19 protein-coding genes and 1 pseudogene are annotated in these 21,182 nt (G+C 40.8%); 12 read left to right on the top strand and 8 right to left on the bottom strand.

The genetic code is table 11. The annotated features are described in order from the left end of the window. Nucleotides 1-11: 11 nt before the first annotated feature. Nucleotides 12-239: a hypothetical protein gene (locus tag AAEY55_RS07005; RefSeq protein ID WP_011327322.1), complete on the bottom strand. Its 228-nt coding sequence runs from the start codon at nucleotides 237-239 to the stop codon at nucleotides 12-14. Between the two features lie 142 nt (nucleotides 240-381). On the opposite strand from AAEY55_RS07005, the gene AAEY55_RS07000 reads away from it, so the two are divergent. Continuing rightward, a complete protein-coding gene (locus tag AAEY55_RS07000; protein ID WP_197107917.1) occupies nucleotides 382-1,632 on the top strand; it encodes a multifunctional CCA addition/repair protein in 1,251 nt (416 codons plus the stop codon). Between the two features lie 18 nt (nucleotides 1,633-1,650). On the opposite strand, the gene AAEY55_RS06995 is transcribed toward AAEY55_RS07000, so the two are convergent. From AAEY55_RS06995 to pdsR, 3 genes are all read right to left on the bottom strand, one after another. Continuing rightward, nucleotides 1,651-1,815: a hypothetical protein gene (locus AAEY55_RS06995; RefSeq protein ID WP_011327324.1), complete on the bottom strand. Its 165-nt coding sequence runs from the start codon at nucleotides 1,813-1,815 to the stop codon at nucleotides 1,651-1,653. A 150-nt stretch (nucleotides 1,816-1,965) separates the two neighbouring features. Beyond that, nucleotides 1,966-4,101, bottom strand: coding sequence for a proteobacterial dedicated sortase system histidine kinase (gene pdsS / locus AAEY55_RS06990; protein WP_350544543.1), 2,136 nt, complete (start codon nucleotides 4,099-4,101; stop codon nucleotides 1,966-1,968). Further along, nucleotides 4,101-4,790: a proteobacterial dedicated sortase system response regulator gene (pdsR, locus tag AAEY55_RS06985; protein ID WP_011327326.1), complete on the bottom strand. Its 690-nt coding sequence runs from the start codon at nucleotides 4,788-4,790 to the stop codon at nucleotides 4,101-4,103. The genes pdsS and pdsR overlap by 1 nt, the downstream gene beginning before the upstream one ends. A 202-nt stretch (nucleotides 4,791-4,992) precedes the next feature. Here pdsR and pdsO point away from each other — a divergent pair, with 202 nt between their 5' ends. The 3 genes and pseudogenes from pdsO to AAEY55_RS06970 all read left to right on the top strand — a co-directional run. Beyond that, nucleotides 4,993-5,727, top strand: coding sequence for a sortase-associated OmpA-like protein PdsO (gene pdsO, locus AAEY55_RS06980; RefSeq protein ID WP_350544547.1), 735 nt, complete (start codon nucleotides 4,993-4,995; stop codon nucleotides 5,725-5,727). Between the two features lie 26 nt (nucleotides 5,728-5,753). After that, nucleotides 5,754-7,748: a marine proteobacterial sortase target protein gene (locus tag AAEY55_RS06975; protein WP_089367806.1), complete on the top strand. Its 1,995-nt coding sequence runs from the start codon at nucleotides 5,754-5,756 to the stop codon at nucleotides 7,746-7,748. Beyond that, a pseudogene (locus AAEY55_RS06970) lies at nucleotides 7,745-8,233 on the top strand (class GN sortase); the annotation flags it as partial. The gene AAEY55_RS06975 and the pseudogene AAEY55_RS06970, both read left to right, overlap by 4 nt. Here the strand turns inward: AAEY55_RS06970 and AAEY55_RS06965 are convergent. Beyond that, a complete protein-coding gene (locus AAEY55_RS06965; protein ID WP_041454657.1) occupies nucleotides 8,233-9,222 on the bottom strand; it encodes a DMT family transporter in 990 nt (329 codons plus the stop codon). The pseudogene AAEY55_RS06970 and the gene AAEY55_RS06965 overlap by 1 nt on opposite strands. A 118-nt stretch (nucleotides 9,223-9,340) precedes the next feature. Here AAEY55_RS06965 and proB point away from each other — a divergent pair, with 118 nt between their 5' ends. The 4 genes from proB to AAEY55_RS06945 all read left to right on the top strand — a co-directional run bounded on the left by proB (nucleotide 9,341) and on the right by AAEY55_RS06945 (nucleotide 12,965). Further along, nucleotides 9,341-10,444 (top strand): glutamate 5-kinase, encoded by a 1,104-nt coding sequence (proB, locus tag AAEY55_RS06960; RefSeq protein WP_011327331.1) that lies wholly within the window; start codon nucleotides 9,341-9,343, stop codon nucleotides 10,442-10,444. Between the two features lie 176 nt (nucleotides 10,445-10,620). Continuing rightward, nucleotides 10,621-10,980 (top strand): glutathione S-transferase N-terminal domain-containing protein, encoded by a 360-nt coding sequence (locus AAEY55_RS06955; RefSeq protein ID WP_197182207.1) that lies wholly within the window; start codon nucleotides 10,621-10,623, stop codon nucleotides 10,978-10,980. Between the two features lie 38 nt (nucleotides 10,981-11,018). Next, nucleotides 11,019-12,503, top strand: coding sequence for a glutamate--tRNA ligase (gltX, locus tag AAEY55_RS06950; RefSeq protein ID WP_350544553.1), 1,485 nt, complete (start codon nucleotides 11,019-11,021; stop codon nucleotides 12,501-12,503). 162 nt (nucleotides 12,504-12,665) lie between these two features. After that, on the top strand, nucleotides 12,666-12,965 hold the full coding sequence (locus tag AAEY55_RS06945; protein ID WP_011327334.1) for a hypothetical protein: 300 nt from the start codon (nucleotides 12,666-12,668) through the stop codon (nucleotides 12,963-12,965). A 4-nt stretch (nucleotides 12,966-12,969) separates the two neighbouring features. Here the strand turns inward: AAEY55_RS06945 and AAEY55_RS06940 are convergent, their stop codons facing one another. Continuing rightward, nucleotides 12,970-13,362, bottom strand: a complete 393-nt coding sequence (locus AAEY55_RS06940; protein WP_011327336.1) for a hypothetical protein — start codon at nucleotides 13,360-13,362, stop codon at nucleotides 12,970-12,972. 104 nt (nucleotides 13,363-13,466) lie between these two features. Continuing rightward, the gene (locus tag AAEY55_RS06935; protein WP_244181061.1) at nucleotides 13,467-14,252 is read right to left on the bottom strand and encodes a CPBP family intramembrane glutamic endopeptidase; all 786 of its coding nucleotides are present in this window, start codon (nucleotides 14,250-14,252) and stop codon (nucleotides 13,467-13,469) included. Between the two features lie 203 nt (nucleotides 14,253-14,455). Here AAEY55_RS06935 and AAEY55_RS06930 point away from each other — a divergent pair, with 203 nt between their 5' ends. From AAEY55_RS06930 to AAEY55_RS06920, 3 genes are all read left to right on the top strand, one after another. After that, nucleotides 14,456-15,157: a DUF3581 domain-containing protein gene (locus AAEY55_RS06930; protein WP_011327338.1), complete on the top strand. Its 702-nt coding sequence runs from the start codon at nucleotides 14,456-14,458 to the stop codon at nucleotides 15,155-15,157. Nucleotides 15,158-15,314: 157 nt separating this feature from the next. After that, on the top strand, nucleotides 15,315-16,562 hold the full coding sequence (locus AAEY55_RS06925; protein WP_041454344.1) for a DEAD/DEAH box helicase: 1,248 nt from the start codon (nucleotides 15,315-15,317) through the stop codon (nucleotides 16,560-16,562). A gap of 105 nt (nucleotides 16,563-16,667) precedes the next feature. Next, nucleotides 16,668-16,880, top strand: coding sequence for a hypothetical protein (locus AAEY55_RS06920; protein WP_089367810.1), 213 nt, complete (start codon nucleotides 16,668-16,670; stop codon nucleotides 16,878-16,880). A gap of 173 nt (nucleotides 16,881-17,053) precedes the next feature. Here the strand turns inward: AAEY55_RS06920 and AAEY55_RS06915 are convergent, their stop codons facing one another. Next, complete coding sequence (locus AAEY55_RS06915) at nucleotides 17,054-18,010, bottom strand: methylenetetrahydrofolate reductase (RefSeq protein WP_011327340.1); 957 nt, start codon at nucleotides 18,008-18,010, stop codon at nucleotides 17,054-17,056. Nucleotides 18,011-18,281: 271 nt separating this feature from the next. Here AAEY55_RS06915 and AAEY55_RS06910 point away from each other — a divergent pair, with 271 nt between their 5' ends. Then, complete coding sequence (locus tag AAEY55_RS06910) at nucleotides 18,282-21,161, top strand: insulinase family protein (RefSeq protein WP_350544560.1); 2,880 nt, start codon at nucleotides 18,282-18,284, stop codon at nucleotides 21,159-21,161. The last annotated feature ends 21 nt before the right edge of the window (nucleotides 21,162-21,182 follow it).

Genomic DNA, 21,182 nt, shown 5'->3' with positions numbered 1-21,182 from the left:
ATAAGGCAGGATTAAGAATCCTGCTCGTTTTGTTCTTCTTTTTCGCTTTTAGCCGCCATTTTAAAGGCTACAACCACTAAGCCAAACATTGCAAATGGCAGCGCTGCTAACATGTATTCAATCATGTTACTGTCTTGATAATCCGCTTGCATAAAAAAGTGCCCCACCACACACATTAAAATAACCACCAGTAATATAGGCAGTAGCATGAGTTCTTTTTTTGCAGAGTGCTTTTTCATTGTTGTTATGACTTTAGCTAAAAATAAAGCGCTATTGTAATGAGCAAGTTAGCGGTAGGTCAAACTACTCAGACTTTTAATATGGTTTTGGGTATAATTAGTACCATTAATTGCGGTTTTGGTATTTGTTTTTGGAGGTTACGTGGATAAAGCATTGGAGCAGGTTTACCTAGTTGGTGGTGCAGTGCGTGATTTACTGCTAAAAAGAGCATCAAATGACAACGATTATGTTGTTATTGGCGAAACGCCACAGGCAATGGAAGCGCTAGGCTTTGTGCCGATAGGTAGCGACTTTCCGGTTTACTTACACCCAAAAACCAAAGAAGAATATGCACTTGGGCGCACTGAGCGTAAAAGTGGCAAAGGCTATACCGGTTTTGTGGTTGATGCCAGCCCAGATGTGACTCTAGAGGAAGACTTAGCCAGACGTGATTTAACTATAAACTCTATGGCGCTCGATGCTAACGATAATATAATTGACCCATTTAACGGCCAACAAGACCTTAAAGATAAAATACTGCGCCATACAACAGATGCATTTGTAGAAGACCCAGTGCGGGTGTTGCGTATAGCTCGCTTTTTAGCCCGTTTTGGCAGCGAGTGGCGTATACATCCAAGCACTTATGCACTAATGCAACAGCTTAAGCAGCAAGGCGAGCTTAATCATTTAGTGCCAGAGCGAGTATGGTTAGAGACCGAAAAAGCCCTGGGTGAAAAGCATCCCGAACTTTATTTTCAAGCGTTGCAAGGCTTAGGGATTTTTCCCGAGCTTGAGAAAATGGTTAATGTGCCGCAACCTAAACAACATCACCCCGAGGGTGATGTGTTTGTGCATACCATGTTAGTACTTAGGCGTGCAGCCGATTTGAATTTTGATTTAGCAACGCGTTTTGCTGCATTAACTCACGACTTTGGTAAAGCGATCAGTTTTAAAAAACGCGGTAATTTACGTGGCCATGAACGAGATGGGGTTGCTGTAGTTGAACAGTTTTGTGAACGTTTAAAAATACCTAATTGCTTTCGCGATATTGGCGTACTTACTAGCGATAATCACACTCTTTGTCATACATTAGAGCAATTAAGGCCCGAAACGGTTCATAAGTTAATTGTGACTAATTTAAACGCCTTGGTTCATCCACAACGTTTTATTGCTTTTACTCAAGCATGCCAATGCGATGCACAAGGGCGCGGCGAAACACTCGTAGATAAACCTTACCCGCAAGCAGCTAAGCTGCGTGCTATTCATGCAGAACTATTAAAGCTAGATAAAAAACAAGTGGTACAAGCTGCACTTAACAGCGGCAAAAAAGGCCCAGAAATAGGCGAGGAAGTTAAACAAGCGGAAATAAACTGTGTAAAAGCGTTTTTAACACGAGAAAAACAGGCACAGTGAGTAGGGCATTAAAAGTAATTAAATTAAGTAACTTGATGTGCTGTTATCTTTATTGCACTGGCGCTGCGTTACTTTTTTATAGTTGCGGTTTTGGCTCTGCTCGCTTACAGGTTTAGTGCTTGTTGTTGGCCTATATAATTCAAATATAAAATCTAGCTCTTCTTGCTCTAATAGTGGGTGCATGATTAAACCTTAGCTTAGGGTGATTAGCGCTAGGTTAGGGTCTTGCCACTGAATTAAAAGTGAACAGTTACATTTTAACTCTTACTAAATTGTAACCCAAAAAAAGCCAACCCAGTGGCGAGTATTAGTTAAGTAAATTACAACCCACTTTTACTTAACTAATGGCAGGCTTACAGTAAACACTACGCCATCGCCCTGTTGATTGTTTTTAGCGGTTACACTGGCATTATGGTAGTCGCACACCAACCTTACAATATAGAGTCCTAATCCTAAATGTGGCTGTTGCTGCATTTGCTGGCTACGCACCGACACCATAGAATCAAAAATATGCTCAGTTAAACCTGCAGGTAATAATGGACCATAATTCCCTACGGTTAAAATTGCTGCACTGTCGTTTTGCTTTAAGCTAACACTAATTGGCTTTTCTGCGTGGCTAAATTCAATTGCATTATTAATTAACTTATCGAGCAGTTGCGCTATAAACTCTGGTGCGCCTTGCATAGGAAGCGCAGTTTGGCATATATCAAGTGTAAACAGCTGCTTAGGGTAAGTAAGCTGGTAGCCCTGCATGCAGCCACTTATTACTTTTTGTAAGTCGAATGGCTCAGGCTCATTGCTTTGAATACTTTGCTCTAAGCGAGTGGCTTCGCTCATGGTGGTAATAATTTTACCTAAGCGTTCAACGCCTTCACTGGCGCGATCTAAGTACTTTTGACTCAGCTCGCTTTGTGGTTGCATTTGCAGATTTTCGAGCGATGAGCGCACTACCGCAACAGGTGTACGCAGCTCGTGCGATAACCGCGACGACATATTTTCTAAATAGTTGGTATAGCCACCAAGGCGGCTGACTATATTAGCAAAACTGCGTGATAGATCGCCAATTTCGTCATTAGCATCGCTGTAATTAATACTGCCAGTAACTCGCCCTTGTGCATCTATAGCTTGCTCTGCAGTATCGCGCAAACGCCTAATACGGCTCGATATTCGAGAGGCAAAAAAGAATAAGGTTACAGTGCCAATAAGCATCACGGCTAAAATAACGTTAAATAATTTTTCGAGCGATTTATTACGCAGTGTACGTACGCCATTGGTAGTTTCCTCGGCTATTACCGCGCCAATTACTTTATCTTGGATCCAAATAGGGTAAGCAGCCGATAAAATAACGGCTTTACTGTCGGGGGTTAATCGCCACGATGATGCAGGCTGGCCTTTTAGTGCTTTGGCTAAATGACTGCCTTGCATAGCTGCTACGTCGTGCAGAGTATCTAAAAATTCGTTTTCGGGGCGTGTTAAAATTTTATAATAAAGGGGATGCAAGTAGTTTTGCTCAAACTGTTGCCACCAAGTTTCAGGAGCTTGATTGGCAAGGCCGTCAGCCCATACGCCATCGGCATGATGAATCGAGCCCGATTGTGCTAATACTCTATGATGCTTATCAACCACCCAAATACGGCTGCCACTGTGGCCCATGCCTTTTAAAATACGATTAATTTCGGGAGAGGGCACAAGTACTGAACCTAAATCGCTGGGGTTATTTAAGTTTGAGGTCGACATTATTTTAGGTTCTAAAAAGGGCTCTTTGTTATCTACATCAACAATGGCAAAGCCAAGCTTATTGCCAAGCATACTAATAGGAAAGCGTAGCTCAATATTGTAGCCAGCCGCCGTACTGCTAAAATAGCCCTGAATTTTTGTAAAGGGTACTTTGCTATCTGCATTAAAAGCGTTTACCCAGCCATCTTGCCGTGGCGCAATAATATAGCGGTTAAACTGCCCATCAGGTGTTTTTAAGCCAATTTTTAAATGGTCGTTATTAGTAATACTTAAACTGTTTTTTGGCCGATAAACGAGTTGGTTATCAGTTACTTTAAACAGTGCATAAAGGTAATTATCAAACTTTCCTACCATGTGCTCAAACGACAGATCGCTGGCTTGATGCTTGTTGTCGGTTTTTTGTAAGTAGCGTTTGTCGTATTGCCAAAATAATGCCTGATAGCTCTCCCAATCTGTGAGCTTACCATCGAGTTGAATAGGATTTTTAAGGTTGTACGCGTATAGATCGCGGCCCTTTACAACTTGATCTAAAAAACTAGTTTGCTGATCAAATAATGCAGGGCGTTCATGCAGGGCAGTGGCGAGGGCACGGGTAGTGCCTACTAAGGTTTTTTCTTGGCCTTGGCGTAAAAACTTTTCCATTTCCCACACATATTCGTAGCCCAACCAGGGCAATAAAAATAAAAAGCAAGAAAGTAAAATAAACTTACTACGTAGGCCAAATCGCAACATTAAATTTGCTCCCACCTGTAGCCCATGCCATACACTGTATCTATGCAGTCAAAGTTACTATCGAGTGCTATAAATTTTTTACGAATACGTTTTACGTGTGAAGTTATGGTGCTGTCGTCTACATAAATTTTAGCATCACTCATTAATTCATTACGGCTTTTAACATGTCCGGGGCGCTGTGCGAGGGAGTGCAACATCCAAAATTCGGTTACTGTTAAATCAACTAATAGTTGTTGCCAAAACACCTGCATGCGCTGTGTGTCGAGCGTTAGCGGCCCACGAGTTATAAGTGCATTTTCGTCGGCAGGTTGTTTAAGTGCTTCCATACGACGAAATAGCGCACCAATACGCGCCGCTAAATGAGCCAAACTAATATCTTTTGTGAGGTAGTCGTCGGCGCCCATACGTAGGCCGCATACAGTGTCTATTTCGCTATCACGAGCGGTTAAAAAAATAATAGGCAGCGTTTTAGACAGTGATCGCAATGTTTGGCACAGCAAAAACCCACCATCTATTTCATTACCTAAGCCAATATCAACAATGGCTAAATCGGGCAGGGCATTTTTAAACGCCGCTTCTGCGCTACTACGATTTGCATACCCAGTTACCTGATAACCTTGTGCGCTGAGCATTTCAGTGTAGTTTTCGCGAATGGCGGGTTCATCTTCAATGATGGCTATTTTTTTCATTTCTGGGTTTATCCTCTTTATTACCAACGCACTATAACGAAGTTTTTAAGCTAAGTACGCTTAAAAAGGCAATTGCCTTTTTTTTGCCACAATTGCTCAGTGGTTTGCCATTTTTGCTCCCCTTTGTTGCCACTTGAGCTTGTTTTAATACACCCATCAAAACAAAACATCATAAATTAAAAAGTAAGTTTAAGGATCAATCATGAAGAAGACATTAATAGCGCTAACCCTAGCGGCCGTTTTTTGCGGTCCCGCATTAGCATCAACCTCTAATAATACGGCTACAAAAGAAGCGCACACCGAAACCGCAATAGGCTTAGGATCGGGCGCTATTATAGGTGGTGTAGTAGGCGGCCCTATTGGTGCTTTTGTGGGAGCATTTGCTGGTGGTTTAATAGGCGATGCAAAAGTTGCTGATAACAAAATTGCCCAGCAACAGCGTGCAATAATTGTAATGACAGAAAAAACCAACGACTACCAACACCTGCTTAGCCATAACAGCCAGTTAGAGCAACAAATCGAAGTGCTTGCTAATCAAAATGAGCAGTTAACACAATCGCAAATTAATAATTTACTTGCCATGACAGTACAGTTTAAAACCGGCTCACGTGTTATTGCGCCACATTTTGCATTGCAGTTAGACCAACTCGTTACGCTTTTAAAAAACCAGCCACAGTTAGCGCTCGATTTAAGTGGGTTTGCCGATCAACGCGGTGATGAACAAGCCAACCTTTTACTTTCAAAAGCACGTGTAAATGCGGTGCAAAGCTATTTAATAAAACAGGGCGTAAGCCACACGCGCTTAAGCACGCAAGCATTTGGTGAGCAGCAAACACTTGCTAAAACTAACACAGTAGAAGACAACACGTTTGATCGGCGGATAACCCTTACTACTCGTTTAATAAATCCTGTAAATAGCCAAACAGCAAGTAATTAAATTAAAGCCTTCGATGGAGTGATTTTATGTTTTTTTTGAGTAAACCAAGCAAAGTGCTTACCCTTAAATGGGTAAGCCTTTTTACACTGGGTATACTGGTGATGTTAACGAGCTTTAAAAGCCACGCACACTCTCCCAAGTTAGAACTTTTTGATAGCAGCGGCGCACAAGCAGGCCCTGCAATAATATTAAAAAGTGATGCAAATATGACATTAACCGGACTTATAAATCATGTTGTAGTTAAACAAACTTATCAAAACCAAAACCCGTTTGCTGTTAATGCGCGTTATGTGTTTCCGCTGCCCGATGAAAGCGCAGTACATGCTATGACCATGCGTATTGGCGAGCGAGTAATTAAGGGCCAAATTGATAAAAAAGTGGCGGCCGAAAAAAAATACGCAGAAGCCAAACAGGCCGGCAAGCAAGCAGCACTAGTACGCCAGCAACGCGCTAATATGTTTATTACAAACGTAGCTAATATAGCCCCTGGGGAGCAGGTTATTATTGAGCTGGAATATCAAGAAATAATTGATTACAGCAGCGGCACCTTTACAGTGCGCTTTCCGGGCACAATCACACCGCGTTATCATGTAACCCAAGGTGAAATTGACATAAATAAAGAAAGCCAAAAACCAACTAACTCGCTACCACATGGTTGGCTAAGCCCAGTTTATAGCACGCAAAAAAATGACGATAAGCCAAGTAGTCAGTTTAATTTAAACTTAGATATAGACGTAGGTTTAGAGCTGGTAGATATAAATTCTAAATTTCATAATGTAAATATTCAAAACACTGCATTTGGACAATACTCAATAGAGTTAAATGAGCAAAATGCGCTAAACCGCGACTTTGTACTGGAGTTTAAACCTCTGCAAAAAGAGCAAGCCCAAGCTGCATTTTTTACCGAGCAGTTTGAAAATGGCGAGCGCTACGGGCTCGCTATGCTAATGCCGCCTGCAGATAACTTTATAGCAACGCAGCGATTAGCCCGCGAAACAGTATTTGTAGTCGATACTTCGGGCTCTATGCATGGGCAGTCTATGGAGCAAGCTAAAAACGCATTGTTTTATGCGCTATCGCTGCTAGACAGTAACGACAGTTTTAACATTATAGGGTTTGATAATGTAGTAACCCTAATGAGCGATAAACCTTTAGTTGCAAGTGGCTTTAATTTACGCCGCGCAGAGCGCTTTATATATGGGTTACAAGCCGACGGCGGTACAGAAATACAAGGCGCACTTGATGCCGTTTTAGATGGTTCGCAGTTTGATGGTTTTGTACGCCAAGTAATATTTTTAACCGATGGTAGCGTAAGCAACGAAGATGCACTGTTTAAAAGTATTCAAGCTAAATTAGGCGATAGCCGCTTATTTACAGTTGGTATTGGCAGCGCCCCCAATAGCTTTTTTATGCGCCGTGCGGCAGATGTAGGCAAGGGCTCGTTTACTTTTATAGGCAGCACTAGCGAGGTGCAACCTAAAATGCAGCAGTTATTTGATAAGCTCGCACATCCTGCAATTACTAATTTAGCGCTAAGCGATGAAAACGGTAATAGCCTAGACTTTTGGCCTTCGCCACTGCCAGATCTCTATTTTAATGAGCCAATAATGGTGGCTATAAAGCTCAATAATGCCAGTAATGTAATATTAAACGGGCAAACTGCACAAGGGCCTATTAGTATTAACCTAAACACACAAGCAGGCTCAAATGCTAAAGGAATTGCTAAGCTGTGGGCTCGTCAAAAAATTAAGTCGTTGCTGCTCTATAACTCACAAAATGCAGTTAAAGACGAAGTGCAACAATTGGCGCTTACTCATCAATTACTCAGCCCATTCACGGCTTTTATAGCAATAGAGCAAACACAAATTAATCCAATAGCACAACAAACAGCTAATGCTACTAACGCAGTTCCTCAGGGTATGGCAATGCGTTTGCCACAAACCGATGGGCAAAGCAAAGTACATATAATATTAGGAATTTTATTGTTAAGTGGGTTTGTGCTAGTAAGGCGTTTTAAATGAAAAAGTGGCTAAGCGCGGGGCTATTAATACTTGGTTTGGGGTTATTTGGTCATGGCGCTTACATGCAAGGCAAAGCATGGCTGGCGCAATTACTAATTGAACAGGCCTGGCAGCAGGCTCTTAAAACGCCTGAAGCAAAAGTTAAGCCATGGTTTTACGCCGATAGTTATGTAACCGCACAATTAAATTGGCCGGCGCATAATGAAAAACTCACCGTATTAGCAGGTGCTAGCGGGCGTAATTTAGCCTTTGCGCCCAGCCACTTTTTACCCGCAGCAGAGCTTGGTAGTAAACAAGCTGGGGCACTCATTGCAGGGCATAACGACACTCACTTTGCTTTTTTACAGCACGTTAAAGTGGGAGAGCAGTTTACCCTGCAATTACAAAATGGCACCTTGCAGCATTATAAAGTAACCGGCAGCGAGGTAATTCATGGGTCAGAAAACACATTTTTACACACTGCACAATTGTATTTACTAACGTGCTACCCTTTTGACGCGTTAGCATCGGGAACCGAATTTAGGCTATTGGTTTCGGCCGATATGATATCGGAGGTAGTAAGATCGGTGGAAATATCCTCGCCCGACTCGGCGCTGGGGATATCAACCACTAATTCTTGATGACGTTGGCTGATCATTACGCCAACAAATACCACAAATATACTCAGCCACTGCCACAAGTTAAGCACTTCATTTAAAATGATGGCCGAAAGAATCAGCGTAAATATAGGAATTAAATTTGAATAAGCCGCTGCGGTTAATACCGATACCTTACTAATAGCGTAGTTATACATACCATAACCGCCTAAAGTAACAAACGAGCCTAAATATAAAATACTTAATAAAGCGGTTATATTGTGTTGATTTTCGCTTGGTAGGTCGATAAAAAGCAAAAACGGTGCAAAAAATAAACTGCCACTAATGCCTTGCAGCGCTATAAGCGTTAACGGTGAATAACGACTCGCTAAGTGTTTAATGCAAACGGTATAAAACGCCGCACATACCATGGCCATAAGTTCTAAAAAATTACCTAATAATGGGTTAGGCGCTTGATCGGAGTTTGGTGAAAGCACAGTGAGCAAAATGCTGCCACCAATACAAAAAGTAAAGCCAATAATAATAGATTTACTGATGTATTCTTTAAGCATAAAAAAAGCCAGTACAGCAATAATAATAGGCAAGCACGACACAATTACCCCCGCCTGCGATGCCGAGGTATATTCCATTGCATGGCCTTCAAATAAAAAGTACAAGCAAGGCTCAGCCAGCGACATAGCAATTAAATACTTCCAGTCACCAACTCTGTATTCAAAGCGTATTACATAGCGCCATAAGCACAGCGATAAAAATAATGTGGTTAGCATGCGTAAAAATATCACCAAAGCGGGGTCGTAAATAGCAATGGCATACTTAAGTGCAATAAAGGAACTACCCCATAAAAAGGTGGCAATAATTAAACATAAACTGGCAGGCATAGCAGGTAATTTACACAATTGAATAAAATCAGATCCTAGCATGAATATATTTTACTTGTTGAAAAATACCCAGCTGGTATAAATAAATTCATCTTTAATTATTCAGTAGTAAAAATAAATGCAAAGGGATCAGGTAATCGTTGTAAAGCTAGGTACAAGCGTACTGACTGGCGGCACCGATAAGCTAGATAAAGCGCATATGGTTGAACTAGTGCGCCAATGTTGTGAGCTTAAAAAGCAAGGGCATCACGTTATTTTAGTTTCGAGCGGAGCCGTGGCGGCCGGACGAGAGCAATTACTAAAGCCCTGTGGCCGCAGCGTAATAGATAAGCAAATGCTAGCAGCAGTTGGTCAAGGCCAGCTCATTCATATTTGGCAAAGCTTGTTTGCTTTGTATGGTGTAAACGTAGGGCAAATGCTGTTAACCCGCGCCGATGTTAACGACAGAGAGCGCTATTTAAATGCCCGCGATACACTAAATGCATTATTAAACTACGACGTAGTGCCCATCATTAACGAAAATGATGCGGTTGCTACTAGTGAAATAAAAGTAGGTGATAACGATAATTTATCAGCGTTGGTGGCTATTTTAGCTAATGCCAATAAGCTGTTATTGCTCACCGATCAAGAAGGATTATTTACCAGCGATCCGCGCACTAATGCCGATGCCACATTAATTGGTGAAGTGAGTGATATTAACGACGAATTGCGCCAGCTTGCTGGTGGTAGTGGCACAAACTTGGGCACCGGCGGTATGGCAACCAAACTGCAAGCAGCCGACATTGCAAGGCGTGCTGGGGTTGAGGTTATAATTGCCAAAGGTGCGGGTAAAAATGTCATTTTAAAATGTATGAGCGAGCAACTGCCCGGCACACGTTTTTTAAAGCTCACTGCGCCAAAAGAAGGGCGTAAAAAGTGGTTACTCGCTGGACCTAAAAGTAGCGGGCAAATTGTTATTGATGCAGGTGCAATAACCGCGCTGCAAACTAAAGGTGCAAGCTTACTTGCTAAAGGCGTGACCAATGCGTTGGGGGCATTTGAGCGCGGCGATCTAATAAGTGTAATAAATAGCGACAAACAACTTATTGCTCGTGGGTTAACCCGCTTTAGCAGCAGCGAAGTTAATAAAATTAAAGGCGCGCACTCTAAGCAAATAGGTGAATTACTTGATTACGATGGCGGGGCAGAAGTACTGCATCGCGATGACTTAATTTTACTGTAATAAAAAGCAGTATAGCTGAATAAATAAGCTCCCATTTTAGTAGCTAAATAATTAACCTGACCCGAGGTTGAGCTTACAAAGCTCAAATATACTGGCTGAGTATATTTGAGCTTTTTTGCTGCTATTTTTGTGTTAAAATCTGGCACCTTAAATTTGTTGTAAATAGAGTGCAGTTAATGAAATTAGTTCGTTGGTTATTAGGAAGTATAATTTTATTCTTTAATTTTGTATTTACGCCACGTAGTAAAAAACGTGCTCCAGAAGTGCAACAGCAGCTTGATCAGCAAACCGCACAATTTAAGCTTTATCAATTTAAAGCATGCCCGTTTTGTGTAAAAGTGCGCCGTGCTATTAAGCGCGAAGGCCTTAAAATAGAAGCGCGTGATGCAAAAAGTAATGAGCAATATCGTCAAGAACTGCTAGAACAAGGCGGAAAAGTTAAAGTGCCTTGTCTGCGCATCGAGCAAAATGGCCAAGTAACTTGGCTATACGAATCAAACGATATTATTGCTTATATAAACAAAGTAGCAGCATAAATAACTTTACCATCTCACTTATTAAAAGAGACATTACCATGACAATTCGCACCCGTGTTGCCCCGTCGCCAACTGGCGACCCGCATCTTGGCACCGCTTATATCGCCTTATTTAATTACTGTTTTGCTAAACAGCAAGGTGGTGAATTTGTACTTCGCATTGAAGATACCGACCAAGTACGTAGCACTGCCGAGTCAGAGCAAGCAATTATGGATAGTTTGCGTTGGTTAGGGCTCGAGTGGGATCATGGCCCAGATGTGGGCGGTGAGTTTGGCCCGTACCGCCAGTCTGAGCGTAGCGATTTATACAAAAAATACGCACACCAACTCGTTGACGACGGCAAAGCATTTTACTGTTTTGCAACAAGCGAAGAGCTGGATAAAATGCGCGAAGAGCAAATGGCAGAAGGTCTACGCCCTAAATACGACGGCCGTGGCTTAAACCACACAGACGACGAAATTAAAGCAAACCTAGCAGCGGGTAAACCTTACGTTATACGTATGAAAATCCCTAGCGAAGGCACTTTTAAATTTAACGACTACCTACGCGACGAAATTGAGATCCCGTGGGAAAACGTCGATATGCAAGTGCTATTAAAAGCTGATGGCTTCCCAACTTACTTTTTAGCGAACGTAGTTGACGACCACCATATGCAAATTAGCCATATTTTCCGTGGCGAAGAGTGGATTAACTCAGCGCCTAAACTATTAAAACTTTACGAAGATTTTGGTTGGGAAGCGCCAGTACTTGGGCATTTACCGCTACTGCGTAACCCAGATAAGTCAAAACTGTCTAAGCGTAAAAACCCAACCTCTATTAACTACTATAAAGAAATGGGTTACCTGCCAGAAGCCGTGCTTAACTATTTAGGCCGCATGGGTTGGTCAATGCCAGATGAGCGTGAAAAATTCACTCTTAACGAAATGATTGAAAACTTCGATATGAAGCGCGTATCACTAGGTGGCCCAGTATTCGACGTAGATAAACTTAGCTGGTTAAACGGCATGTGGATCCGCGAAAACCTAACTGACGAGCAGTTAATTCAGCGCTTTGTTGATTGGAAGTTTAATGGCGAAATGCTAGCTAAAGTATTACCAGAAGCCAAAGCACGTATTAACACATTGTCGGACTTAGTTGACTTAGCTGGGCATTTTGTTGGTGGTATACCTACTTATGATCCTGCGCTATTAACAGCGGGCAAAGCCGATGAAGACGTAATTCGCCAAGCACTACAATTTTTTGTATGGCAGCTAGAAGGCCTACGTAGCTTTGATAAACCAGCTATTTTTGCCATTGCAAAAGAAGTAGCAACGTTCCACGAGCTTAAAATTAAAGACTTTTTAGAGCCGATTTTTGTGGCAATTACGGGTAAAACGTCATCTACCTCTGTGCTTGATGCTATGGAAATATTAGGCTCTGACCTATCGCGTGCTCGTTTACGTGTAGCATTGGCGCATTTAGGTATTTCTAAAAAGCAGGCTAAAAATATCGAACGTGCCTACCGCGAATACCCAAGTTCATAATTGCTAAATAATGCATTTTTAAAAGCCGAGCTTAGTAAATAAGTTCGGCTTTTTTGTTTCAGGTTGTTTAGTTATATGACATCGTATTTTGATATTGTTTAGTCTAAGCATTCATAATTTACTAAATGCTACAATGCGGCATATAAACTCATAGGAGGCCGTATGATTGCAACCGTTAAAAACAAAGCCATTTTTAGCAGTAATACATTTTCGATAAACCTTGTTACTTACCCAACTAATCACAGCGTAATGAACCACATTGATCCGGTGCAGCAAGGGCGCTATTACAAACTCAACTTTGTATTAGTAAAACCTAAAAGCGGTGGGGTGTTTAAATGCGCTAAATGTATTATTAACTGGTTTAATAGGGTGTATTTATTTAGGCCCGATAAGTACGAACACAGCGTATCTAAAATCGAGTCTGGAAAGCGTGTGCTACTGAGCTTTGCACTTAATATATGATTTATTAATAGTCGTAGGCCTGTCCGGTACATAAAACAGATAGGTCGCAATACGATACAGAGGTTTCGCTACAAGAGTTAATAGTAAAAGCATTTGCGCCTCTGCGCATGGCATCAGCTTTAAGTAAATCAATAGCATTTGATTTAGAACGGTTATAGCTTACATTATTGTTACCCATACCATCGCCATCACAGCTTTCACCTGCTATTCGGCCTAAAAGTGTAGCGCCACTTTCGTGTGCTTCTTGGTCGCTGTAAAACTGCTGCAAATCTCTTTTATTAACGTAGGTACCAATTTCTTGAGATAAAACGTCGTTGTCTATATCAGTATGAAAAGTCATGTTTGAGCAACCACTTAAAGTAGCCAGTGCAGTTATTATTGCCATAAAACGTAGCATATTAATTAGTCCTTTAATTTATTGTTTGAAGTAGTAAATTACTAACAAAATCGAATGTGGGCAATGTTTACTACTGAGTAAATTGTTAGTATTTGTAAATGACTTTATATGCACTCGGTTTTACTTAGCATAGGATAAGTAAACAAAAAGAAATGACAAATATTTACTAACCAATGGCATAAAATAGCCCACTCTAAACGCTGCGTTTTATAAAAAACATAGCCATATCCCAAACCTGCAATAAATGAAACTAATACATAGCTAACTCCCCCAGCAAAATGTGCCAAAGCAAAAATACCTGCAGTAATTACAGGCGCAAATATTGCCAAGCGGGTAGGCGTAATAATTTGGCTAAGCTTGGTTTGTAATAAGCCTCTAAATAAAGCTTCCTCAGCAACACAGGTAAATAAAAGGTTTATAGCAATAAATGCTAACCAGAAGTCAGGAACCTTAGGGTTAAAGCTTACCAGCCCAAGCATTAAAGCTGCAGTAAGTGCGGCTAAAATGGTAGTAATAATTATTAAAATAGGGGGGTTAATTAATGAAGTCGTCTTTTTAGACTCTGCTTTTAAAGGCTTTATATTTGAATAAAAGTAAGCACAAAGAAAGAGGCCAGCCATAGCTTTATCAAAATTAGCATAAAGGGTAAAAGCAATTGCATCGCTGGTAATATGCTCGTTTATAGCAATAGGAAGGTTGTTAAAACCAGGCACCCAATGAAGCGCTAATGCCAATGAGGAAACTATAAACACAGTGCTTAAAATAGCGCGTATTATTGTTTGCTTTGTATATAGCACAAAGTGATATAAAACAACGTAAAGCCCAGTACTGAGCAGTCCATATAAATTTATATAACCCTCAAAATACGCACATATAACACTTAAAGCCATTAAGTAGTGCCAAAGTGGTTGCCGTATTATTGATACTTTACAGTACGGAAAAACACATATAATCGATAATGCTAATAAATAAAAAGTCATTATTTTTTTATTACTCTGTTTTATTTAGTAACTAATCTAACAGATTCGACCTCTCATTTTATTTTTTCTGTTAGTATAGCCAGGTTATAAGCCGTTTAAGTAGTGAACACCCTATGTTAAGTCCTTTTTATCAGCAACATGCTGATTATGTTTCGATCTCTCGTGAGCAAGGCTGTCGTTTCGCCAAGTGTATTGCTGATGATTACAACCCACTTCACGATAAAGATGCGAAGAAATTTTGTGCTCCAGGAGACTTACTTTTTTCATTAGTATTAGATCGTTACGGTATTAGTGAACGCATGGAGTTTACTTTTGCGGGTATGGTTGACGAAAATACCAAACTTAGCTTCCCTGCAGAGGCCGATGAATTTGATGTAACAAACGGCGATAAAGTAATTTTAAAGGTAAAACGCGAAGGTAAAACCAGCAAATGCCCAGCACTTACTAATAGCTTAATTAAAAATTATGTTGAGTTTTCAGGCGCGGCGTTTCCGCACGTGATTATTCCGCTCATGGGTAAGCAAGAGGTAATGATTAACCCTGCACGCCCGATGATTATTTACGAATCGATGATTATAAATCTTGATACTGTTGAAATTAGTGCACCGACACTTGAATTTGCAGAGCCTAGTTTTGAATACGCAGGTAAACGCGGCAAAATTACTTTGCGCTTTAATTTGCTAGAAAACGGTAAAAAAGTGGGTTTTGGTGAAAAGCACATGGTGGTATCGGGTATTCGCGAGTACTGCCAAGCTACGGTTGATGATTTGATTGCTTTTTACAACGAGCGCAAAGCAAATTTAAAACCAGCTTAAAAACGAGATGAATTTTAAAAGGTGCTATTTAGCGCCTTTTTTATTGGCACAAATAAAAGCAGATAAATACGATTAAATAGTTTTCTCAAGCACTCTAATTTACGGCATGAGTGAATATGAGTACAATAGCGCTCTTTGTCATTTTAAAGCTAAGCCTATGTCTGCCACTACGTTCTCATCACTTAATCTCGACCCGTTGTTATTAACTGCGATTGAGCAAAATAATTACACTCAACCTACCGCAATTCAGATTAAAACCATCCCGCCTATTTTAGCGGGCAGTGATGTAATGGGCAGTGCACAAACTGGCACAGGTAAAACCGCAGCGTTTGTACTACCACTGCTACACAAACTTTTAAACACCCCTAAAAAAGATGAGCCAGGTGTTGCTCGCGTGGTAATTTTAACGCCAACTCGCGAACTTGCTCAGCAAGTATTTGCCAGCTTTGAAAAATATGCCCAAGGCACCAATATTAAAGGGGCATTAGCGTATGGCGGCGCAAGCATAGGCCCACAAATAAAAGCCCTAAAAGATGCGCAAGTAATAGTAGCCACCCCGGGGCGCTTACTCGATCATATTGTTAAAGGCAGTGTGGTGCTTTCAAGTGTTGACTCACTGGTGTTTGATGAAGCCGATCGTATGCTTGATATGGGATTTATTGACGAAATTAAACGTATATTGCGCCATATTCCAGGCGATCGCCAAACTTTGTTATTTTCGGCGACTTTTGATGACAGCGTATTTGCGCTTAGTAAAAAACTACTTAAAAACCCAGAATTAGTTGAAGTTGATAAACGCAACTCAGCAGCAGTTGAGGTTGAGCAAGTAATTTACTCAGTAGACGAGGATCGCAAGCGCGAGCTGGTATCGCACATGATCGGCATGAAAAATTGGCGCCAAGTGCTTATTTTTACTCGCACCAAACAAATGGCCGACCAACTGGCTAAAGAAATGTGTAAAGACGGTTTAAAAACCGAGTCAATCCATGGTGATAAATCACAAGGCGCACGCGACCGTGCACTACAAAACTTTAAAGAAGGCATTACCCGTGTATTAGTTGCTACCGATGTAGCCGCACGTGGTTTGGATATTCCGACACTTAGGTTTGTAATTAACTTTGAACTGCCATACATAGCCGAAGACTACGTACATCGCATTGGCCGTACAGGTCGCGCTGGTGAGCAAGGGCTTGCAATGTCGCTAGTAAGTATTGACGAGCAATGGTTACTTGAAGAAATAGAAGTACTGTTAGATACCCGCTTAACGCCACAGTGGCTAGCAGGCTACGAGCCAGATCCAAACAAAAAGCCAAAAGATAACCGCAAAAACACCAATAAATCACGAAAAGACCGCGATAAAAAACGCATTACAGGACAAAGAGAGCCAAGTAGAAGACGTAAATAACAGTTTTTTAGTTTTGGCTTTCAATTGTCAGTGAAATAATACGACCCCGAAAAATAGCCGCGGGGTTGTATTAGGCTAAATTTAGCATTTAAAAGGAATTAATTTATGAACAAAGTTACTAAAATATGGTTGCTGTATTCAGGCATAGGTTTAGTTTTATCGCTGGCAATAATAAGTTTATTAGATGTTTTTACCAGCTTTAGGTTTATATCTAACGAAGGAGTTATTTTTGGTGTTATGTGCGCTGCTATGGGAGCTGCGTTAAAAAGCTATTCAGGGCAAAAGGTTAGTAACAAAAGCGGCCAGCAACAAAAGTAAACATAGTTAACATTGATAATAAAGCGCAAAATGCATTTAGCACATAACTGCTAATTCCCCCTTACCTTTAACTAAATACGTTACTTCTCAAATTTAAAATAAAAAAAGGCAAGCTATAAGGCTTGCCAAAGAGTGTAACTAATTAATCTGGTTTTGTATTAAATGCTTAGCCCTTAAGCTATTAACTTTTCAGCTAGATTTAATTCCATGGTGGCTTTTAATAAGCGGTATAAGTTAATTGATGCGTCAATTTCTTCTTTACGGTTAGTTAAGCTTTCTATATTTAAGCCCAGCGGCACGTTTAAATGCGCACAGCTTTTAAGTATTAAATCGAGATTTTCGCGGCAAATACGTACCGACTCACTCAGCGTATTGTTCGCATCAAGCATGCGCCATTTAGTGGCCTCTGGCACTGAGATCCCCAACCATTGCATAAACTCTAAGGTTTTTTCGCCGCCGCACGGAGTAAAAGTTAAAATAAGGCGCTTAGGCTCAAGCCCTTGTGCTTTACAACTACGTGCATAGCTAGTTATTAACTCTATTGTTGCTTGTGCGTCGTAAACCGCTTGCGAAATAAAGAACTTACAGCCTTGAGCGGTTTTTTCTATTAGGCGCTCGTGTTCATTACGTTTATTAGAATGACGCTCTGCAATAGTAACGCCGCCTAAAAAGAAGTCATCAGATTGCTCTGCCAGCGTTTTATACGCATCTGGTAGGCTTAGTTTTATATCGCCTATCGATGATGGGCTACCTACTAAAACAATATTTTTTAAATCGTAGTCGTTTTTAGTTTCACTTAGCCAATCTTTAAACTCGTTCGCACTGCGTTGCGCCACACTTTTATAGGTAATTACATCAAGGTGCGATAAGCCACGTAATAGGTTGCTGTATTCACGTGGATCGACAGTTTGCCTAAATGGAAACGGACGCGCTTGATTAGTACGGCTGCTTTCGTCTTGAATGTCGTAAATTATTACGCCGTCGTATTCAATTTCGTGTAGGCGACCCAATAGCTTTTCTGCAATGGTTTTTAGTTGCGCTTTATCGGTACCAATTTTTGGCGGCGTAGTACCAATAAGGTATACGCCTTGATTGCTATCTTCTATTTTCTCTTGAAGTGATAAAGCCATAATCCTCATTCCAGCTTAGTTTGTTACGATGGAATTAATATAGCAGCCATTTAGATGGCTAGATAGCTTTATTTAATGAAAGTTTTTCAATCGTAGTGAGGTTTATTCATACAAGCTCGTTACCAATTAGTAAATTTGATACAGTTGTTTACATAATAACAACGCTTTAGGCTCTTATTATTGGCGGCTTTGCGGCATAATCAGATGGTACTTTTTATTAAACTAGCTCAACGTTTAGCGATTAAAATTGATTGCTATAAAAGGAAAAACAATGAAATTTAAATTTTTAGCAACCAGTTTAGCGGTATCGCTGGCACTGTCGGGTTGCGCTATTGAACAAAATCAAACGAGCCAAGCAGTAACACAACAACAAACAAACACTACGGGCGAGGGCGTTTTTTCACAAGACTACTTACTAGAAGAGCTTGAAAATGGCTTGCGCGTTATGGTGGTTAAAACCGATTACCCTGATGTAGTCTCGTTGCAAATTCCTGTATCGGTAGGATCACGTAATGAAACGCAAGCGGGTAAAACGGGCTTTGCGCATTTTTTTGAACACATGATGTTTAAAGGCTCTGAAAAATTTCCTGAGGCTGTGTATTCAAGTATTTTAAAAAATTCTGGCGTTGATAACCGCGCTTACACCACCAACGATTACACTAACTATCATTTAAACTTTTCAAAGCAGCATCTTGATAAAGTACTTGAACTTGAAGCTGATATTTTTCAAAACTTAACCTATACCGAAGAGCAATTTAGAACCGAAGCGCAAACGGTAAAAGGCGAGTACTTAAAAAATAATGCCAGCCCAGTGCGTAAATTACTTAGCGCAGTACGCGAAGAGGCCTTTGAGCAACACACTTATAAACACACCACTATGGGCTTTTTTAAAGACATAGAAGCCATGCCTGATCAAATGGCTTATGGTAAAGAATTTTTTGCCAAATTTTATAAGCCCGAATATGTATCACTTGTAATTGTGGGTGATGTAGACCCAAAAGCCACTATGGCTATGGTTAAAAAGCACTGGGGTGCGTGGAAAAAGGGTGACTATGTTGCCGACATTAAAGCAGAGCCAACACAGCAAGCGCCAAAGTATAGTCATCAACAAAACCCAGGCTTACCAGGGCATTGGTTATTAGTATCGTATAAAGGCACTGCGTGGGAGCCGGCTAAAAAAGACAGAGCTGCGCTTGATTTACTCTCGCAGCTTTATTTTTCAAACAACTCAGATTTATACCAAGAGCTAGTGGTAGATAAACAAATTGCCAGCCAAATGTTTAGCTATAACCCAGAAACCAAAGATCCGGGTTTACTGCATGTATTTGTAAAAGTAGAAAAAGCAGACGATTTAGCCAAAGTACGCGATGCAATCAATCGTACCTACGCCCAAGCGCGTACTGAGTTAGTAGATAGCCAAAAACTCAGCGACTTAAAATCTAACCTTAAATACAGCTTTATAAATGGTTTAGATTCGTCGCAAGCAATTGCTGCAACCCTTGCAAGCTATATGCATTTTGAGCGTGACCCTAGGGTAATAAATCAGCTATATAAAACCTCAGATGAAATAACAGCTGAAGATATTAAAGCAATTGCTAACAAGTATTTTGTTGATAATGCACGCACTACCGTGACTATGTCGGCACTTGATAAAGCGCCAAACTTTGAGCAAGAGGTTGATTTAAACGCACTGGTTGCAAAACTGGAGCAAGCACCTCAGGCTGCTGCATTTAAAGTGCTAGATAAAACTAACAGCTCGCCATTAATTGACGTTAACTTTTTATTCAATACCGGGGCTGCTGCCGATCCGCAAGGTAAAAAAGGCCTTGGCGCATTAACTGCAGCTATGCTGGCGCAAGGTGGCTCACAATCAACAAGCTATAAAGATATTAAACAAGCACTTTATCCGCTGGCAGGTAGCTTTGGTTATCAAATAGATAAAGAAATGCTGTCGTTTCAAGGGCGTATTCATAAAGATAACGCTGCTAAGTGGTATGCATTAGTGAGCGATCAGTTACTTAATCCCGGTTTTAGAGAAGATGACTTTAAGCGCCTTAAAAAAGAGCTAATTGACGGTATTAAATCGGGCTTAAAAGCATCTAACGATGAAGAACTAGGTAAAGAAGTACTCTACAGCGCGCTTTACAAAGGCCATCCTTATGAAAGCTACAACTATGGTGATATTTCAGATTTAGAAGCACTTACGCTTGATGATGTTAAAACGTTTTATAACACAGAGCTTACGCAATCTAAGCTAACACTTGGCTTAATTGGTGCAGTACCGGAAAAACTAAAAGCCACTATGTTAGCTGATTTAGCAGGCCTGCCTAAAGGCGAGCAAAGCCGTTTAAGTATTCCTGATGCGCCTGAGCTTAAAGGCCATCATGCTACTATTGTTGAAAAGAGTGCGCAGTCGACAGCGGTATCGTTTGGTTTTCCAATTGATACAATAAGAAGTAGTGAGGACTGGACTGCACTGTGGTTAGTGCGTTCTTACTTTGGTGAGCACCGTAGTTCTAACAGCTTTTTATATGAGCGTGTTCGTGAAACCCGTGGCATGAACTATGGCGATTACGCGTACATTGAATACTTTCCGCGTGGTATGTTTCAAACTAAGCCTGATGCAAACCTAGGGCGCTCTGAGCAAATATTTCAAGTGTGGTTACGCCCACTTCGCTCTAATAACGATGCGCATTTTGCGACTCGTACCGCCTTGTTTGAGCTTGATAAGCTAATTAAAAATGGCATGAGTGAAGACGACTTTGAAGCCACACGTAACTTTTTAATTAACTTTGTGCCGCAAATGGTGGCAAGCCAAAATCGCCAACTAGGTTATGCACTTGATAGCGAGTTTTACAACACCGACAGCTTTGTAAGTTACGTAACTAACAAACTTAAAACGCTAACAGTAAAGGATGTAAACCGCGTTATTAAAGATAATCTACAAACCGATAATATCCATTATGTATTTATTACCGGTGACGGCGCTGATATGCAAAAGCGTTTAGCGCCTGAGCAAACATCGCCAATGGTTTATAATACCGATAAACCAGCAGAGCTTGTTGCAGAAGATAAAGTGATTGCCGATTACAAATTAGCTATTCCGGCAAAAAATATTGCAGTAATAGCAGTAGATAAAGTATTTAAGTAAGTAATTAGTGCAACAATTAAA

The sequence above is a fragment of the Pseudoalteromonas sp. 120-MNA-CIBAN-0494 genome, from assembly GCF_040308885.1.
In the GTDB taxonomy this organism is placed as follows: Bacteria; Pseudomonadota; Gammaproteobacteria; order Enterobacterales; family Alteromonadaceae; genus Pseudoalteromonas; species Pseudoalteromonas nigrifaciens.
Note: the sequence above shows the minus strand (reverse complement) of the source record. Positions and strands in the feature narration are given on the sequence as shown.

Bases quoted from the DNA above. Each gene is read 5' to 3' on its own strand.
- AAEY55_RS06995 (WP_011327324.1), bottom strand. From the start codon at position 1,815: ATGCACCCACTATTAGAGCAAGAAGAGCTAGATTTTATATTTGAATTA.
- AAEY55_RS06925 (WP_041454344.1), top strand. From the start codon at position 15,315: ATGTCTGCCACTACGTTCTCATCACTTAATCTCGACCCGTTGTTATTA.
- AAEY55_RS06935 (WP_244181061.1), bottom strand. From the start codon at position 14,252: ATGGCTTTAAGTGTTATATGTGCGTATTTTGAGGGTTATATAAATTTA.
- AAEY55_RS07005 (WP_011327322.1), bottom strand. From the start codon at position 239: ATGAAAAAGCACTCTGCAAAAAAAGAACTCATGCTACTGCCTATATTA.
- AAEY55_RS06975 (WP_089367806.1), top strand. From the start codon at position 5,754: ATGTTTTTTTTGAGTAAACCAAGCAAAGTGCTTACCCTTAAATGGGTA.
- pdsS (WP_350544543.1), bottom strand. From the start codon at position 4,101: ATGTTGCGATTTGGCCTACGTAGTAAGTTTATTTTACTTTCTTGCTTT.
- gltX (WP_350544553.1), top strand. From the start codon at position 11,019: ATGACAATTCGCACCCGTGTTGCCCCGTCGCCAACTGGCGACCCGCAT.
- pdsO (WP_350544547.1), top strand. From the start codon at position 4,993: ATGAAGAAGACATTAATAGCGCTAACCCTAGCGGCCGTTTTTTGCGGT.
- AAEY55_RS06955 (WP_197182207.1), top strand. From the start codon at position 10,621: ATGAAATTAGTTCGTTGGTTATTAGGAAGTATAATTTTATTCTTTAAT.
- pdsR (WP_011327326.1), bottom strand. From the start codon at position 4,790: ATGAAAAAAATAGCCATCATTGAAGATGAACCCGCCATTCGCGAAAAC.
- AAEY55_RS06945 (WP_011327334.1), top strand. From the start codon at position 12,666: ATGATTGCAACCGTTAAAAACAAAGCCATTTTTAGCAGTAATACATTT.
- AAEY55_RS06930 (WP_011327338.1), top strand. From the start codon at position 14,456: ATGTTAAGTCCTTTTTATCAGCAACATGCTGATTATGTTTCGATCTCT.
- AAEY55_RS06910 (WP_350544560.1), top strand. From the start codon at position 18,282: ATGAAATTTAAATTTTTAGCAACCAGTTTAGCGGTATCGCTGGCACTG.
- AAEY55_RS06920 (WP_089367810.1), top strand. From the start codon at position 16,668: ATGAACAAAGTTACTAAAATATGGTTGCTGTATTCAGGCATAGGTTTA.
- AAEY55_RS06940 (WP_011327336.1), bottom strand. From the start codon at position 13,362: ATGCTACGTTTTATGGCAATAATAACTGCACTGGCTACTTTAAGTGGT.
- AAEY55_RS06965 (WP_041454657.1), bottom strand. From the start codon at position 9,222: ATGCCTGCCAGTTTATGTTTAATTATTGCCACCTTTTTATGGGGTAGT.
- proB (WP_011327331.1), top strand. From the start codon at position 9,341: ATGCAAAGGGATCAGGTAATCGTTGTAAAGCTAGGTACAAGCGTACTG.
- AAEY55_RS06915 (WP_011327340.1), bottom strand. From the start codon at position 18,010: ATGGCTTTATCACTTCAAGAGAAAATAGAAGATAGCAATCAAGGCGTA.